The following is a 16,920-nucleotide window of genomic DNA, read 5'->3' as shown; positions in this document are numbered from 1 at the left end:
TAGTTACTAAAAATGCAATCAAATATATTCTAATATTGTATAATATAATCACAAAAGTATGTCATTATATTAGTAAACACTATATACCAAAAGAGTTTGCGGAATTATTATTTATACACGAGTTTTAACTTCTGACCTAAAAGGTGATTTAAAAAATTAAATTGAATTTCTTAGATAATATTATAATGATAAAGGAATAATATTAGATGAAGTTATTGAGGCTTTAATAAAAGATTAGAGAGGATGAAGAAGTTGAAAAGAGCATATAAGATGGAGATTAATCCTACTGATGAACAAAAGTCTAAAATACACCGAACTATTGGCGTATCAAGATTTGTGTATAATTTTTATATTGCTCGTAATAAAGAAATTTACGAAAGAAAAGGAAAGTTTATTAGTGGGATGGATTTTTCAAAATGGTTAAATAATGAATATATCCCTAATAATCAAGAGGTAAAATGGATTAAAGAAGTATCTTCAAAAGCTACTAAACAAGCTATTATGAATGGAGATAAAGCTTTTAGAGATTTCTTTAAAAAAGCTAAAGGTTTTCCAAAATTTAAGAAAAAGAAAAACCAAGATGTAAAAGCTTATTTTCCTAAGAATAATAAGACCGATTGGACTTTAGAAAGACATAGAGTAAAAATACCAACACTTGGATGGGTAAGATTAAAAGAGTTTGGATATATTCCTATAAATTCAGTAGTTAAAAGTGGTACAGTTAGTCAAAAAGCAGATAGATATTATGTATCTATACTTGTTGAAGAAGATGATAAAAAAGTATATAAATCTACTAATGAAGGTTTAGGTATAGATTTAGGAGTAAAAGAATTTGCTGTATGTAGTGATGGAAGTAAGTTTAAAAACATAAATAAAACTTCAACAGTTAAGAAAATCGAAAAGAAACTAAAAAGAGAGCAAAGAAAACTTTCAAGGAAATATGAAAGCTTAAAAATAAGAAATAAAAATATAAAAGAAGGGAGAGCTACTGGTCAAAATATTCAAAAACAAATAGTCAAAGTACAAAAACTTCATCAGAGATTAACAAATATAAGAACTGATTATATAAATAAAACAGTATTTTCAATAGTTAATCAAAAACCAAGCTATGTAACTATTGAATATTTAAATGTTAAAGGAATGATGAAGAATAAGCATTTATCTAAAGCTATTGCAAGTCAGAAGTTTTTTGAATTTAAAACTAAGTTAACAGTTAAATGTAAAGAAAATCATATAGAACTTAGAATAGTTGATAGATTTTATCCATCATCAAAGACTTGTAGTAATTGTGGAAAGATTAAGAAAGATTTAAAACTATCAGACAGAATTTATAAATGTGATTGTGGATTAGCTATTGATAGAGATTTAAACGCAAGTATTAATCTTAAAAATGCTAAAGAATATAAGATAGCTTAAAATCAAAAGCACTTATATATGTACGGAGGGCTAACTTCGGAATTTAAGCCTTTGGAGAGCCATACAAAATCGTAGTAGCTTAATGCAAGGCGAGGTTCTATGAAGAAGGAAAATTCTCAATATGGATATGTTTGACCATATTTTGAGTAGCAGTAGAGATGGAGTTAAAGTTAAGATGCAATTATAAGGAAAGTAATGATGAATTAAAGCAAGTTGAAGAAAAAAATCAAAGTGCAGATGCTTTTTGTTTTAATTGTGAAAAAGGTTTTAGTGTAAATGATGGAGGATACTTCATGGTAGATGAACCATATTGCTCTTTAGAATGTGTTATAGAGGCAATAATAAAAGAAATAAATAGTGATCTAATGATTAAAAAGATGGATAGAGATAATATTGATCTAAAATATTTATATAATAGTTCAGCTAAGAAAAATTTACTTCACTTAAAAAATCATTATAATTTAGACTCTACTCAAAAGGAAAGAATAATAGAATTTACCAAAGAAAAGGGAGCAATATATTTAGTAGAATTTTTAGAAAAAGTTTTATATGATGATTAAATTTAAAATAATATATTGGTTTAAAGTAATGTTTTAAATTAGAGATAAGATAATATATGTATATAAAATATATGGATTAGAAAAGTGCGTAACTATTAGTTATGCATTTTTTTTATTAATTTTAAATTTTAAGGTGAAAATTAAACTAACAGGATATTTAATTAATTTAAAATCGTTAAGCTTGTGTAAAGGAAGTGGTGGTATAATAATTGGAATGCTAAACAACGGATGAAGATTTTGAAAATATAATTGAAATGATGAAAAGTTTAGAAAATGGTAGAGATATATAGAAATGTTTATATATAGAAATATTTATTTGTAACAAAGTATAAAAGAAAAAGATACTAAGTATATTAAAAAGCTACACATAAATGTGTAGCTTTTTCTTTTAGGAACATATAAAAATAAAATTACATATTATATAACTAAAGTATTTTTATAATAATTAATTATCAATTGATAATATAAATTATATATGTGCCTTGATTTTATATGTTTTATTTAAGTTTTAATATATTAATTGATAATATTAGGGGGATAAATATGGAGTCAAGATATTGTGAAGCTAATAAAGTAACAATTATATCTATATTATGGAATATAGTTTTAGCTATAATCAAAATATCAGCAGGTATAATAGGAAAGTCTAATGCTATGATAGCAGATGGTGCACATTCAGCATCAGATATTATAAGCTCTGTAGGAGTATTAATTGGAAATAAAATAGCAAGCATACCAAAGGATAAGGGACATAATTATGGACATGAAAAAGCTGAAACTTTAGTCTCTTTTTTATTAGCTATCCTACTAGTAATTTTATCTATAAAGATTGGGTATAATGGGGTTTATTCACTTTTTCATTTAAATGAAGTGCAAATTCCAACAACTTTTCCTTTAGTTGTATCAGTTATATCTATTCTTATAAAGGAATATCAGTATAGAATTACTATTAAGGTAGCTAAGAAGACAAATTCACCAGCATTAAAGGCTGATGCATGGCATCATAGGTCAGATGCATTATCATCAGTTGCAGCTTTTATAGGAATAGGTGGAGCTATTTTAGGGTTTAAATCACTAGATTCCATAGCATCAATAGTTGTTGCTCTTTTTATAGCAAAGGTAGGAATTGAAATTTTAATAGGTTCAGCAAATGAGCTTATGGATATTTCTATTGATGAGGAGAAGGAAAAGGAAATAAAAACTATAGTAGATGAAGTTGAAGGAATTAAGTCTTTAAGAGAGATTAGAACAAGAAAGTATGGGGCTATGGCTTATGTAGATTTAGTAATATGTGTTGATAAAGATATTTCAGTTTTTGAGGGACATAGGATTGCTAGTGATTTAGAGAATCTAATATTAAAAAAAATGAAATTTATTAAAGGTGTTACTGTTCATGTTGAACCTTTAATATAACTTTAAGATTTATATTTATAAAGTAATTTTAATAAGGATAGTTAAACTATCCTTATTTTTTATATTTATTTAATATGTGGTAACTAAAAAGTGCCTAATTGTTTAAACTAATACAAGTTGCTAAAATTAAATTAACTTAAGAGAGAATAATGTATTTTAAAAGAGATTTTAGGATGAATTTATATAAAAATTAATATTAAAAGTTTGGAGTGAGAAAAATGAATAAATATGAATATATTATAATAGGATTTGGAAAAGGTGGGAAAACACTTGCTGGTTACTTAGGAAAACTAGGTAAAAAGGTTGCTATAATAGAAAAATCAGATAAGATGTATGGTGGAACATGTATAAATGTTGGATGTATTCCTACAAAAACTTTAGTACATAAAGCAAAAGTGTCCTTATACAAAGGGTTAAATACCTTTGAAGAAAAGGCAAGAGAGTATAGAAAAGCTATAGAAGAAAAAAATTCTTTAATAGAAGCTTTAAGAAATAAAAATTATAATATGCTAAATAATAATGAAAATGTAGATGTATTTAACGGAACAGCTTCATTTATTTCAAATACAGAAGTCCTTATTAATAGTGAAAAAGAAGATATAATTTTAGAGGGAGAAAAAATCTTTATAAATACAGGGGCTACTACTATAATTCCTAATATACAAGGAATAAAAAGTAGCAGTAAAATATATAACAGTACTACCATAATGGAATTAAAAGAATTACCAAAACATTTAGTTATAGTTGGCGGTGGATATATTGGATTAGAATTTGCATCAATTTATGCAAGTTTTGGCTCAAAAGTAACAGTAATAGAGGATTTTGATAGAATTGCTGGTAGAGAAGATGAGGATATTTCTAAAAGTATAAAAGAGATTCTAGAGAAAAAAGGAATTGAATTCTTATTAGGATCAAAAGTTAAATCTTTTGAAGAAATACATGGAGAAGTTGAAGTTTCTTATGAAAATAGCTTAGGTAAGTTAAATAAAATTAAAGGAGATGCAGTTTTAATAGCTATAGGTAGAAAACCAAATACTGAAGAATTAAATTTAGAGGCTGCAGGTGTTAAAGTAACAGATAGAGGTGCTGTAGCAGTTAATAATAAACTAAAAACAAATGTCCCTAATATCTGGGCTATTGGAGATGTTAATGGTGGTCCTCAATTTACATATATATCTTTAGATGATTTTAGAATTATAAAAGACAATTTATTTGGAGAAGGAAAGAGAAGTACTGATGATAGAAAATTTATTCCATACTCAGTATTTATTGAACCAAACTTATCTAGAGTTGGATTAAGTGAAAAAGAAGCTTTAGAAAAAGGCTTTGAAATAAAAACTGCTAAATTAGATGTTAATACTATTCCAAGGGCAAAAGTTATTGGAGAAACTGAAGGAATGATGAAAGCTATAGTAGATGTAAAGACAAATAAGATATTAGGTTGCACACTTTTATGTGCAGAATCAGCTGAAATAATAAATATAGTTACCTTAGCCATGAAAGCTGATGAAGACTATACTTTCTTAAGAGATAATATATTTACTCATCCAACTATGAGTGAAGCTTTAAATGATTTATTTTCATTAATTTAGTAAAAAATAATAATTAAAATTTTAAGTTTGGTATTTAAAAAAGTGGATTCTTAAGGAATCCACTTTTAATTTTTTATAATTTCATACTAACTTAAAGATGTTCTTCCAATAGAAGTATTATCAGATTTTCTATCTCTTAAAGCAACAATTGGATTTTCTTTTGTTTCAAATCTATAATCTTCATTATTTTTTGAAATAAAGTCAACTATGACCTTATGACTTGGAACATCTTCAACATTTTTATTAACTTTATTTTGGAATTCATGGAATGATGAATCAGGACCTAATTTACTTACATCAACGTAATCATCTTTTATAGTTGTATTATTAACAGTATTATCTAATATATCTCTAACGTAAGATATATTTTCTCCAAGTGTTAGAAGTTCTGGAAATTCACCATTTGGAATAACTTCTTGCCATTCTTTATTTTCATATTTTTTAAGAAGATCACAAGCTTTATGTAATTGAGCAACTTCCTGAACGAAGCATTGTTCCCATAGTCCTTTAATATATGGATCAACTTCAGAGTTATAGCAAGAATAATATAAATATGCTTCAGTGTATTTATGCATAAGTAGATTTTCAAGCCATGTACAATTAGGATCTAAAAGACTTCCATAGTGAGAAACGTGTTGTTCTTCTATTAAGCCTATTTCTTGATAAAGATTTCTTCCAATATCACTAGTATAGAAACCTGCTATATTCATGTAATAATTCATAGTTTGTTGTTCTGCCGCAGTTATTATTGATATATCTAGTTTAGTAATAAGATCTGCTGTTTTAAAATCAACAAAGTTTCTTATGTTATCATTAGGGCATCTATGATGAGCGATAGTTGGTCTACCTGGCATAATTTCTGTATAATGTCCAACTAGATTTTCTGCTTTTGTTCCTTCTTCCATAAATAATAAATCTGAATATCTATATAAATGGTCAAAATCCTCAAGTAATGCAAAATCTAAAGCTTTTTTAACATGTTCATTAGGTTCACGCTTTGCAAGTCTAGCAGTTAAATCTACAGCTAGTTGTTCATAACTTATGGTAGTCTCTAAAATACTTTCATTAGCAGGTCTTAGTGAACTAATTAGCATTTGTTGCTGTTTATCTAATCTTCTAGCAAGGGCAAGTTCTCTTCTAAGTTCATTGTTATTACAATTTCTAGAGAATTGATGAGAAAACCAGTTTGCTTCAAATTCAGCTCCATTCATTAAAATTATTCTAGTTTTTGTATAAGGATCAACTTCGTTTTTATTATAAGGTTTTGCGTAAATATTTCTCCAGTCTGTGAAATGGTCTTGAATTTTTGAGCTTTTTTCTAAAAATGGATTCATAATAAATAAATCACTACCTTTCCAAATTTTAATATAATTTTAGTATTACAAAATCCTTTTTTAGTATTCATTAATTATGAAAATAATCATTTATTTGTAATCATATGGTACAATTAACTTAAGAAAAGACTATTTGGAAAGAAATATATATTATTAAGGGGGGACTTATTTGAGAATAATCGATATTATATTAAGCATAACTATATTGATTAGTAGTGCAGTTAATACAATTATTGGCAAAGATAATAAACTAATGAACTATTCAGAAGATAAATTAAATGAATTAGAAATATATAATTCTGCTAGTTTAGAAAAATTTATTTTAGAAAGAAATTTTGAAAGTTTATTAGATAAATCTAATAAAGAATTTAGCCATAATATTGAGAAAGACTTAATAGATAATAGTTCAAATGTGGAAGAAGATAATGCATATTTAGAAACTAATAGATTTAATAGAGAAAATCATTTAAAGGATTCTGTTATTAGAGATGGATATGGTGCTTATATTGAAGATGGTTACATAAAATTTGGAGAAAAAAATAAGAGCTTAAGAATTTTTACTAAAGGTAATTATGAAAATGGTGGAGTTAAATTAGAGGTAGCTGTCAATGATTATGATGATACTAGAGAGCTTGAAAATACTTATGGTTATTTAGTTGGAGAAGAACCAATTAGTCTAGGTGGTTTAGATAGTGGTTATTACTTTGAAACGGTAATAATAAAAGGGGTGATGGTTGAATATCCTAATATAGTTGTTTTAGATAAAAACTATCAATTAGATGATAAATCGGCACTTTCTTTTAAAAGTAAGGATGGACTAATCGAATTTTCTTTAATTAACCTTAAAAATTATAATGATGATGACAGTAAGTTTCTTTATAAAAAAGAAACTAGCTATGGAGAGGTATTAGAATCTATGTGTGGTGATGATTGGTTTTACTCATATACTAAAAAAAATGGTGAGATTATATATAGTTTAAAAGTTTTAGATGGAGATAGATTAAAAGGATTTTCTTATAAGTTTCCAGTTCAATATAAAGATGAATTTAAGCCTATTATAGAACGAAGTAGAAAAACCTTTGAAATGTTTAATGGTTTTCCAAAGAGTATAAATTAAAAATATATTTTAATAACAGTATAATTAAATATAAGTTTAATGTATTAAAAAGTTTAAGAAGATAGGGGTAATTTCATGTATTTATCTCTATCTTTAAATTTTTTATAATAAGGTTTAGGTAAAATAGTAATTAACTTTTTAGTTGAATTATTTTATAATATAGATTTAAAAGTAGAGTAGATAGTAGGTATAAGTAGGTTAGAATAATTTTATTGAAAATAAGGAGGGATATGCCTTTGAACTTAGATATTTTTATGAAGAACTTAGTAAGGCGAACTTCCAGTTTTACTAGAGAACAAGGTAAAAAGTTAATTAAGGAAGCATATGTTAAAGATGTTAAGGGTAAGAGCATAGATGGAATTTATCATATTTATGGGAATGTATTAAATGATGATAAAAACTGGGACTATAATACACATATAAAAATAAATATGAAAAATAGTGATATTATTGGTACTAATTGTAGTTGTGAAACCTTTAAAGAGAATAGTAAACATATAAAAAATTATGTATGTAAGCACATTTCAGCAACTAATGATATTTTTTATTCTTTAGTAAGGAAAAAGGTACAAAAGAATAAATTAAAAAGTAATAATAAAACTCAATTGGTTAAAGAGAAAAATGAGGAACATAAAGGAGAAGAAAAGAGATTTTTATCCTTAGATATAAATATTAAGCACATGGTAAAAGAGGGAATTACTTTATTTAACTGTGAGTTTAGAATTGGTGCAGGAAATTTAAATTTAATACTGGATTTAAAAGATTTTTTATATAAAAATATCTTGAAAAAGCCTTTGAAATTTAATGATGGGTTTACTTATAATCCATTAAGAGATGAATTTTTAGAAGAAGATAAAAGAGTTCTTCAATTTGTAGCAAGCCATAAGGATATGATAAGTGGAAGATATTTAAGGCTTAAACAAAATAATTTAAAGGATTTTCTAAAATTAATTGATGAAAAAAAGAAAATAAATTTTAATTTTAACTCAATTAATTATGAGGTTAAGATTAAAAAAGAAAATGTTCCAGTAGCTCTCACTTTAAAGGAAGGTAAAGAGGGATTTATATTAAGTCACCATAAGAAATTCCCTGTTCTTTTAAATAACTTAGGAGATGTGATGTTTTTTGATAGAAATTTATATCTTCCAAGGAAGAGGCAGTTAGAATACTACATTCCAATTCATAAGTTATTTTTGAAAAATAACACAATCACATATAAGAAGAGCTTAGAGAGTCTAAGAAACCTATTAGAAGAACTTAAAAACATAAGCAAGAATATAGTTCTAGATGAAAATATTAGAGTTTTTAAAGAAAAGCTTATGAAAACAACCTTTAATTTATATAAAATTGAGGGAAAAATTTATTGTAATGTAAAAATTGATTATTGTGGATACATAATTGATTTAATAAGAGATGAAAAAGATAATAGCTTTTTAAGAGATTTAAAAAGTGAGAAATATATAGAATTTCAACTTGAAAGATTTAAGTTCATAAAGAGAGAAGAAGATTTTTGTTTTATAGGAAATGAAGAGGAAATATATGAGCTTTTCTCTAAGGGAATTAAGAGGCTTAGAGAACTTGGAGAAGTTTTATTATCAGAGGAACTTAAGGAGTTTAAGGTTTTAGATTCATCCCTTATTTCATCAGAACTTAAAGAGCTTAGTAATTTCTATAAGCTTAAGTTTGACTTTGGAGATTTTGAATTAAGAGAACTTAGAGAAAGCATAGAGGCTATGAAAAGGGGAGACCGCTTTTATAGAACTAAGAAGGTTTATTTAGATTTAGAGGATCCTGGTATAGTAAACTTTTTAAATCTTCTAGAGGATTTAGGACTAGAAAATATAAAAGATAATGAAGTCTATATAGATAAGAGCAAGGTTTTATATATTCAAGAAAAATTAAAGGATAGAAATCTCTCCTTTATAAAAGGGGGAAATGTTCTTCAAGAAATAGTAGGAAAGCTTCTAAATAAAGAATTTAAGAGAAAGCTTGTTCCAAGGGCTTTAAATGCAGAGCTTAGACCTTATCAAAAAGAGGGCTTTAAATGGATTAATGAAATTACTGATTTAGGTTTTGGTGGAGTTTTAGCAGATGATATGGGACTTGGTAAAACCCTTCAAATAATAGCTTTTTTATTATCTCAGAAAAAAAGCAAAAGCATAGTAGTTGTTCCAACCTCTGTTATATATAACTGGATGGATGAGTTTGAAAAGTTTGCTCCAAGTATAAGGGTTGGATTAGTTCACGGTAGTAAATCTAAGAGGGATAAGGTTTTAAGAGATTTTAAAAGAGGACTTGGTATTAAGATAGAAGAGGAGAATTTAAAAGAAAAATCCTATGAAAAATATGATGTTTTATTAACTACCTATGGAACCTTAAAGAATGATGAAAAAGCTTATGAAAACTTAAGTTTTGATTATTGCATAATAGATGAGGCTCAGAACATAAAGAATCCATCAGCACAAGCAACTTTATCTGTTAAAAATATTAAATCAAGATGCAATATTGCCTTAACAGGAACTCCTATAGAGAATAATTTAATGGAGCTTTGGTCAATATTTGATTTTGTTATGCCTGGATATTTATTTACTAAGGAGAGATTTAGAGAAAGATTTATTTTAGATGAAAGCAATTTAAGTGAATTAAAATCTTTAATAACTCCTTTTATTTTAAGAAGACTTAAGGAAGATGTTTTAAGTGAACTTCCAGAAAAACTTGAGAAAAAATACTTAGTAGAAATGAAAGGAAAACAAAAACAGTTATATAGTTTCTATGTAAAGGCAATAAAGAATCAATTAAATGAAAATAAAAGTTCTGAAAAGAGTGGAAGAGATAAAATTAATCTATTTGCCTATTTGACAAAATTAAGAGAAATTTGTTTAGATCCTTCACTAGTTGTACCAGATTATACTGGAGAAAGTAGTAAGCTTACTGTGGTAAAAGAAATTGTAAAAGATGCTAGTGAATCAGGAAAGAAGATTTTACTATTTTCTCAATTTACTTCAGTACTACAAAAAATAGAAGAGGACTTTAAAAAAGAGGATATTTCTTATTTATACTTAGATGGAGGAACTTCTGCTAAGGATAGAGTAGAGAGAGTTAAAAAATTCAATGAGGATAGTAATATTAAAGTGTTTTTAATATCTCTAAAGGCTGGGGGAGTTGGACTAAATTTAACCTCTGCCAGTGTGGTTATACATTTTGATCCTTGGTGGAATCCAGCCGTAGAAGACCAAGCTACAGATAGAGCACATAGATTTGGACAAGAAAATAAAGTTGAAGTTATAAAGTTAGTTGCAAAGGATACTATTGAGGAAAAAATAGTATTAATGCAGGAGGATAAAAGAGAACTTATTCAAAGTTTAATGGATGGAAAAACTATGGATGGTAAGGGATTAAAACGCCTTACGGAAGAAGAAATTAGTAAATTATTTGAGTAAGAATTTAATAAAAGAAAAAAAGCTAAGATATTTAAACATCTTAGCTTTTTTTCTAATCTTACCATTATCTGTAGTTGGTGGCAAACCAAGTTAGAGAGTTTAAAGAAATAAGACTAAAATTAATCTTATTTATACATAAAAATCATCCAAGTTATTTTTAAAGCAAAGAAGGTTGTTTACTCTAAAAATACAATATAAAAAACAGGCTAACAGAAAATCCGAAAAGTTTATAGTATAACCATACGTTCCTAAAGTATGTTATTAAAATTTAAATATACTATAATTACATTATAAACTACTATTTGCAATATATAAACTAATTTTTAAAATTTGGTTAAAATAAATATTTTTACTAAAGAAAAAAAGGATAATTTTATCTTAGAAAGAAACTATTATTTAGGGAATTCTAAGGGATTTATAGATAACAGAATTTTAATAGTAGTAAGAGGGAAATAGTACTATTAAAATTATAGTTGAATATGAAAAGGGGAAATTTATGAAATTAGAAAGAAAAAATAGTGGGATAATATTTCTTATATTTGGAGTTGTTTTTGTTTTAAACGCCTTAAATCCAGTAATGGAGTTACTGTATATTAAAGCTAAGGGAGAAATTGCAGAGGCAAAAATAGTTGCATATGATTTTATTCAAAGAAGTAGCAGAAGTGGACGAGGGAGTTCTTATAAGTATATCCCTATAATTGAATTTTTTGATGGAAAGGAAATTGTACAGGTTCCTGTAACAATGAATTCCTTAAATGAAGAATTAGATATAATAGGATTAGATGTTAAGGTTAGTTACTTGAAAAATACTCCATCTAAGGTAATAATAGATGATAAACTATTTTGGTTATATGAGATATCTAATTCTTTAGTAGTTGTTGGCTTTTTTTTATTAATGGTTATGCTAAGTCAAATGTCTGTAGAAACATATAGAGGAAGAGAATTAACCTTTAATGTTCCTACAAAGAATAAAGTAATATTTTTGATTTCAGGATTGCCAGGAGTTATAGGGACATTTCTTAGTTTTTACTATGGCTTTATTACATTAAAATATAATGGGCTAGGTTTTACTTCGGGAACCTTAATATTATCTTTGTTGATAATAGGAGTATATCTATTGGGAATAGTTAATTTTCTTAAAATAAAAAATAATTATTGGGGTTAGATTTTATTATAAATTCTTTGAATAGTTAATTTAAAATTAATGTTAACTAACTTGATTTTAGGAACTAATAAATTATGTTAGTTCCTTTAATTTTTACATATTTTTTCTGGTATATTAGTTTTGAAAGTTATTCAGTAATTCTGTTATAATTAAGCAGATGAATTTAGAACTAATATAAATAAGAATTTAACTTTAGGAAGGAATGTTTATAATTACTAATGAGAATAAACAAGCTTTTTAGCAATTTTGGGATATGCTCTAGAAAAGAAACTAATAAAATTATTAGAGAGGGAAGGGTTATTGTTAATGGCAAGCCATGTATTGAGGGGCAATGGGTTGAATTAAGTGATGAAATACTTTTAGATGGAAAACCCTTAGTTCCAAAGGAAAAGATTTATATAGCACTTAATAAGCCTGTAGGAGTTGTATGTACTGCTGCAGAAGAAGTTAAGGATAATATAATAGATTACTTAGGGATAGATGATTATGTTTTTCCAATAGGAAGACTAGATAAGGACTCTCAAGGATTAATAATTTTAACTAATGATGGAGATTTAGCAAATGAAGTTTTAGCAGCAGAAAATAACCATGAAAAGGAATATATAGTAACCTTAGATCAACCTTTTTATGATGATTTTATTGAAAAGATGGAGCGTGGTGTTGAAATATTAGGACAAGTAACAAAACCTTGTAAACTAAAGAGAATAAATGAAAATACCTATTCAATAATATTAACTCAAGGGTTAAATAGACAAATAAGAAGAATGAGTAAGGTTTTTGGCTTTAATGTAGTTAAGTTAGAGAGAATTAGAATTCTTAATATAACTCTTGAAGACATAGAATATGGAAAGTGGAGATATATAAATAGGGAAGAAATTGAGATTTTAAAAAAACTTATAAAATAATTAAGGGGATAACAATGGAAAATAATAAGGTTAAAGTGTGGTTTTTAAAGTTAGTTGTAAGTTTAGTGTCTGTACTAATTATTTATACAATTGCATCTGATTTGTATAAAATAGCTTATCTTGAATTTAAAGGAGTAGAAACAACAGGAAAGTTAATAACTTTTAATGAAAAGATTAATTCGGGAAAGTTTAAGTCAAAATCATATACTCCCGTTGTAAGGATAAAGGTTTACGGACAAGAGATTGATGTTCCTGCAAAGTTAAATAAAATTGATAAAGACTTAGTTGACTTTGTTGGAGATGAAGTGAAAGTTAAATATTCTTCTAAGGATTATAATCTTTTAATTATAAATGATAAAAAATATCTTTTAAATAGAATTAATTACATGCTACTAACAGTTCAAATTTTAATATTTGCTTTATTATCTGTTTGTATGAAGGCTACTTGTGGAGAAGATGGTAAAGTAAAGTGGATTATGAAAAAGAAAAATCCATTTTTAAATTTAATTTTTCTTATTCCTGGAGTAATATTTTCATTTTCATGGATTTATTATCAAATAATATTAGGGAAGTATGCCATGGAACAGTTTGACTTTATAGGTGCATTAGGTACATTTATGTTTTTATTAGTTTATATTATTATTGCTTCTAGTTTTATTAAAAGTAATAAGAAGTTTCATAAAGTTTAAATAAAACAATGAAAAGCTCAAAATAAACTAGAAAATTATATTTATTAAAATAGTTTGTAGGGTTGACACTTTGAAATTTATTGCATAGAATAAAATTAACAATAGAATATTAATCGGTAGGTGAGGTTACCACCGGGATACGGATTGCTGTCGCAAAATAGTGGAGACACTATGAGAAGGTTAGCAGGCTATGTCGAGAAACAAGGCATAATCTAATGCAATTTCATTGCCCAGTGAAGCTAAAACTTGAACGATATTATACTTAAGCAAATTTTTTGCTTATAGTTTTATTTTGTTTGAATTTAATCCTTACCTAATTTTAGGTGAGGATTTTTATATTTAAATCAAAAATTATTTGAAATTATTTTAAGAAAGTTGAGGTGGTAGTAATGGATACGGAGAGTAGTAGAGGCATAAAAGTCACAGGCGAAGTACTTTTTATAAAAAATGCTTTAAGAATATTTTATTTCATATTCTTACTGCCATTTTTTACTTAGCTTAATATAATTAAATAAGGTAAAAGTATACTTTTGTCCTGTACAATGTCTTTACTTCCTAAAAATTATTTAGAAAATTAGGAGGTAAGAAGGATGAAAAAGAGAACAGAACAAAAAGTTATAAGTGAAGTTTTAATCAATGAAAGATTAATAAAAGCAAGCAAGATGAGCAAAGAAAATTTATTAAAGGAAATGAAAAATACTTTAAATGGATATAGCAAAGAAGAAGTTGAAAGAAGAATTCGTAAATATGGTAAAAATGTAATTTCACATGAAAAGGGTGATTCAGTTTTAAAAAGACTTATTGAATCCTTTGTTAATCCATTTACAGTTGTACTTTTTATTCTTGCAATAATATCAGCATTTACAGATATTATTTTACAAGCTCCAAAGGATAGGTCCTATAGCACAGTAGTAATAATAATCACAATGGTTACTATTAGTGGGATATTAAAGTTTGTTCAAGAAAGCAAATCTAATAATTCAGCTGAAAAATTAAAGGATATGATAAAAGTAGCAGCTACAGTTGAAAGAATAGGTAAAAAAGAAATTGAGCTTTCACAAATTGTACCAGGAGATATAGTTTATTTATCTGCAGGAGATATGATTCCAGCAGATGTAAGAATAATATCTTCTAAGGATTTATTTGTTAGTCAAGCTTCATTAACAGGTGAAAGTGAACCAGTTGAAAAGTTTAGTAAAGAAATAAATTCTAATATAAATAGTCCTTTAGAAAGTGCAAATCTAGGCTTTATGGGAAGTAATGTAATAAGTGGCTCTGCTATTTGTATTGTAATTTCAACTGGAGATTATACTTACTTTGGTTCTATGGCAAATAAAATTACTAATGACAAAGTTGTCACTAGTTTTGAAAAAGGAGTAAATTCAGTTTCTTGGTTATTAATTAAATTCATGATGTGCATGGTGCCAGTTGTATTTTTTGCAAATGGATTAACTAAAGGAGATTGGGGTGAATCATTTTTATTTGCATTATCAGTTGCAGTGGGTTTGACTCCAGAAATGTTACCTATGATAGTTACAACAAACCTTGCAAAGGGTGCTGTTAAAATGGCAAAGAAAAAGACTGTTGTAAAGAGTTTAAATTCAATGCAAAATTTTGGAGCTATGGATGTGCTTTGTACTGATAAAACAGGAACATTAACTGAGGATAAAATTGTATTACAATATCATCTTGATGTTCAAGGAAATGAAAATGAAAGAGTTCTTAGACATGCTTTTTTAAATAGCTTTTTCCAAACAGGATTAAAAAATCTTATGGACTTAGCAATAATAGATGAAGCTAACAAATTAAATCTTAGTTATTTAAAAGAAAAATATACTAAGGTTGATGAAATACCTTTTGATTTTAATAGAAGAAGAATGAGCGTTGTAATAAAAGATAAGAAGGGTAAAACTCAACTAATTACTAAAGGGGCAGTTGAAGAAATGCTAAAAATTTCTTCAAAGGTTGAATATAGAGGAAAAGTTGAAAGTTTAACAGAGGAAATAAAAAAAGAGATATTAGAAATAGTTGAGAGATTAAATAGTCAAGGTATGCGTGTCATTGCAGTTTCACAAAAAACTAATCCTTCTGTAGAGAGTGTTTTTTCAGCAGTTGATGAATCTAATATGGTTTTAATGGGATATCTTGCTTTTTTAGATCCACCAAAGGAATCTACATTATCTGCAATTAAAGCTCTTAATGAAAATGGAGTATCAGTAAAAGTTTTAACAGGAGATAATGATGGGGTTACAAAATGCATTTGCAAACAAGTTGGAATAGAAGTAGAAAATATTCTTTTAGGATCACAAATAAGTGAAATGGATGATGAGGAATTAAAGAAAAAAGTTGAAAAAATTAATGTTTTTGCAAAGCTTAGTCCAAGTCAAAAGGCTAGAATAGTTAGAATACTTCGTGAAAATGGACATACTGTTGGTTTTATGGGAGATGGAATTAATGATGCAGCAGCAATGTGTGAAGCAGATGTAGGAATTTCAGTGGATACAGCGGTTGATATTGCTAAAGAATCTGCAGATATAATACTTTTACAAAAGGATCTTATGGTATTAGAACAAGGGGTTATTGAAGGAAGAAGAACCTTTGGAAATATAATTAAATACATTAAAATGACTGCAAGTTCTAACTTTGGAAATATGTTATCTGTAGTTATAGCAAGTGTATTCTTACCATTCTTGCCAATGTTACCTATTCAAATACTAGCATTAAATTTAATCTATGATATTTCTTGTATTTCAATTCCATGGGATAATATGGACGAGGATTATTTAAGAAAGCCTAGAAAATGGGATGCTTCCTCAATAGGTAAGTTTATGATATGGATAGGTCCTACAAGTTCAGTTTTTGATATATTAACTTATATTATTATGTTTTTTATAATTTGTCCAAGCGTTGCAGGAGGACATTATGGTGCACCTGGCGTAGATAATTTATTATTTATTTCAGTATTTAATACAGGATGGTTTGTTGAGAGTTTATGGTCTCAAACCCTTGTTATACACATGATTCGTACTCCTAAACTTCCATTTATAGAAAGTATTGCATCATTACCAGTATTAGCAATTACAACCTTATCAATAATTATTGGAACAATTATTCCTTACACTTTTTTAGGAAATTCATTAGGCATGAGTAGATTGCCATATACTTATTTTCCTTGGTTGTTAGGAATAGTAGTATGCTATATGGTTCTTGCAACAATAATGAAGAGTGTATTTAGAAAACATTATGGAGAGTTACTATAAAAATGTATGTAAATTTATCTACTTATTTA

The 16,920-nt window shown here is 26.8% G+C and carries 11 protein-coding genes and 1 riboswitch; of the genes, 10 read left to right on the top strand and 1 reads right to left on the bottom strand.

The features are described 5' to 3' along the window. Positions 1-252 precede the first annotated feature (252 nt). The 4 genes from I6G60_RS10955 to I6G60_RS10940 all read left to right on the top strand — a co-directional run bounded on the left by I6G60_RS10955 (position 253) and on the right by I6G60_RS10940 (position 4,981). A complete protein-coding gene (locus tag I6G60_RS10955; RefSeq protein WP_337250393.1) occupies positions 253-1,416 on the top strand; it encodes an RNA-guided endonuclease InsQ/TnpB family protein in 1,164 nt (387 codons plus the stop codon). A 158-nt stretch (positions 1,417-1,574) separates the two neighbouring features. Then, on the top strand, positions 1,575-1,976 hold the full coding sequence (locus I6G60_RS10950; protein WP_197925319.1) for a hypothetical protein: 402 nt from the start codon (positions 1,575-1,577) through the stop codon (positions 1,974-1,976). A 543-nt stretch (positions 1,977-2,519) separates the two neighbouring features. Then, positions 2,520-3,389 (top strand): cation diffusion facilitator family transporter, encoded by an 870-nt coding sequence (locus tag I6G60_RS10945; protein WP_004457248.1) that lies wholly within the window; start codon positions 2,520-2,522, stop codon positions 3,387-3,389. Between the two features lie 218 nt (positions 3,390-3,607). After that, the gene (locus I6G60_RS10940; RefSeq protein ID WP_197925317.1) at positions 3,608-4,981 is read left to right on the top strand and encodes an FAD-dependent oxidoreductase; all 1,374 of its coding nucleotides are present in this window, start codon (positions 3,608-3,610) and stop codon (positions 4,979-4,981) included. Positions 4,982-5,067: 86 nt separating this feature from the next. Here the strand turns inward: I6G60_RS10940 and I6G60_RS10935 are convergent, their stop codons facing one another. Further along, complete coding sequence (locus I6G60_RS10935; RefSeq protein ID WP_197925315.1) at positions 5,068-6,315, bottom strand: hypothetical protein; 1,248 nt, start codon at positions 6,313-6,315, stop codon at positions 5,068-5,070. A 169-nt stretch (positions 6,316-6,484) separates the two neighbouring features. Here I6G60_RS10935 and I6G60_RS10930 point away from each other — a divergent pair, with 169 nt between their 5' ends. The 6 genes from I6G60_RS10930 (at position 6,485) to mgtA (ending at position 16,891) form a co-directional block, all read left to right on the top strand. Continuing rightward, positions 6,485-7,432 carry a hypothetical protein gene (locus I6G60_RS10930; RefSeq protein ID WP_142420494.1) on the top strand — a complete coding sequence of 316 codons (948 nt, stop codon included), beginning with the start codon at positions 6,485-6,487 and terminating at the stop codon, positions 7,430-7,432. A 236-nt stretch (positions 7,433-7,668) separates the two neighbouring features. Beyond that, the gene (locus I6G60_RS10925; RefSeq protein WP_197925313.1) at positions 7,669-10,872 is read left to right on the top strand and encodes a DEAD/DEAH box helicase; all 3,204 of its coding nucleotides are present in this window, start codon (positions 7,669-7,671) and stop codon (positions 10,870-10,872) included. A gap of 496 nt (positions 10,873-11,368) precedes the next feature. After that, positions 11,369-12,037: a DUF3592 domain-containing protein gene (locus I6G60_RS10920; RefSeq protein ID WP_197925312.1), complete on the top strand. Its 669-nt coding sequence runs from the start codon at positions 11,369-11,371 to the stop codon at positions 12,035-12,037. Positions 12,038-12,255: 218 nt separating this feature from the next. Further along, positions 12,256-12,942, top strand: a complete 687-nt coding sequence (locus I6G60_RS10915) for a pseudouridine synthase (RefSeq protein WP_003456143.1) — start codon at positions 12,256-12,258, stop codon at positions 12,940-12,942. 14 nt (positions 12,943-12,956) lie between these two features. After that, entirely contained in the window at positions 12,957-13,631 is a 675-nt protein-coding gene (locus I6G60_RS10910; RefSeq protein WP_003474515.1) for a hypothetical protein, read from the top strand. Between the two features lie 105 nt (positions 13,632-13,736). After that, positions 13,737-13,895: riboswitch (M-box (ykoK) riboswitch) on the top strand. A gap of 326 nt (positions 13,896-14,221) precedes the next feature. Continuing rightward, positions 14,222-16,891: a magnesium-translocating P-type ATPase gene (mgtA, locus tag I6G60_RS10905; protein WP_197925310.1), complete on the top strand. Its 2,670-nt coding sequence runs from the start codon at positions 14,222-14,224 to the stop codon at positions 16,889-16,891. Positions 16,892-16,920: the final 29 nt, after the last annotated feature.

Source organism: Clostridium perfringens (genome assembly GCF_016027375.1).
GTDB lineage: Bacteria > Bacillota > Clostridia > Clostridiales > Clostridiaceae > Sarcina > Sarcina perfringens.
The sequence above is the reverse complement of the archived record's forward strand: the minus strand, read 5'-3'. Positions and strand labels throughout refer to the sequence as shown.

What these genes read in the sequence shown, in the direction of transcription:
- I6G60_RS10950 (WP_197925319.1), top strand. Translation starts at nt 1,575, where the DNA reads ATGGAGTTAAAGTTAAGATGCAATTATAAGGAAAGTAATGATGAATTA.
- I6G60_RS10945 (WP_004457248.1), top strand. Translation starts at nt 2,520, where the DNA reads ATGGAGTCAAGATATTGTGAAGCTAATAAAGTAACAATTATATCTATA.
- I6G60_RS10940 (WP_197925317.1), top strand. Translation starts at nt 3,608, where the DNA reads ATGAATAAATATGAATATATTATAATAGGATTTGGAAAAGGTGGGAAA.
- I6G60_RS10935 (WP_197925315.1), bottom strand. Translation starts at nt 6,315, where the DNA reads ATGAATCCATTTTTAGAAAAAAGCTCAAAAATTCAAGACCATTTCACA.
- I6G60_RS10920 (WP_197925312.1), top strand. Translation starts at nt 11,369, where the DNA reads ATGAAATTAGAAAGAAAAAATAGTGGGATAATATTTCTTATATTTGGA.
- I6G60_RS10915 (WP_003456143.1), top strand. Translation starts at nt 12,256, where the DNA reads ATGAGAATAAACAAGCTTTTTAGCAATTTTGGGATATGCTCTAGAAAA.
- I6G60_RS10910 (WP_003474515.1), top strand. Translation starts at nt 12,957, where the DNA reads ATGGAAAATAATAAGGTTAAAGTGTGGTTTTTAAAGTTAGTTGTAAGT.
- mgtA (WP_197925310.1), top strand. Translation starts at nt 14,222, where the DNA reads ATGAAAAAGAGAACAGAACAAAAAGTTATAAGTGAAGTTTTAATCAAT.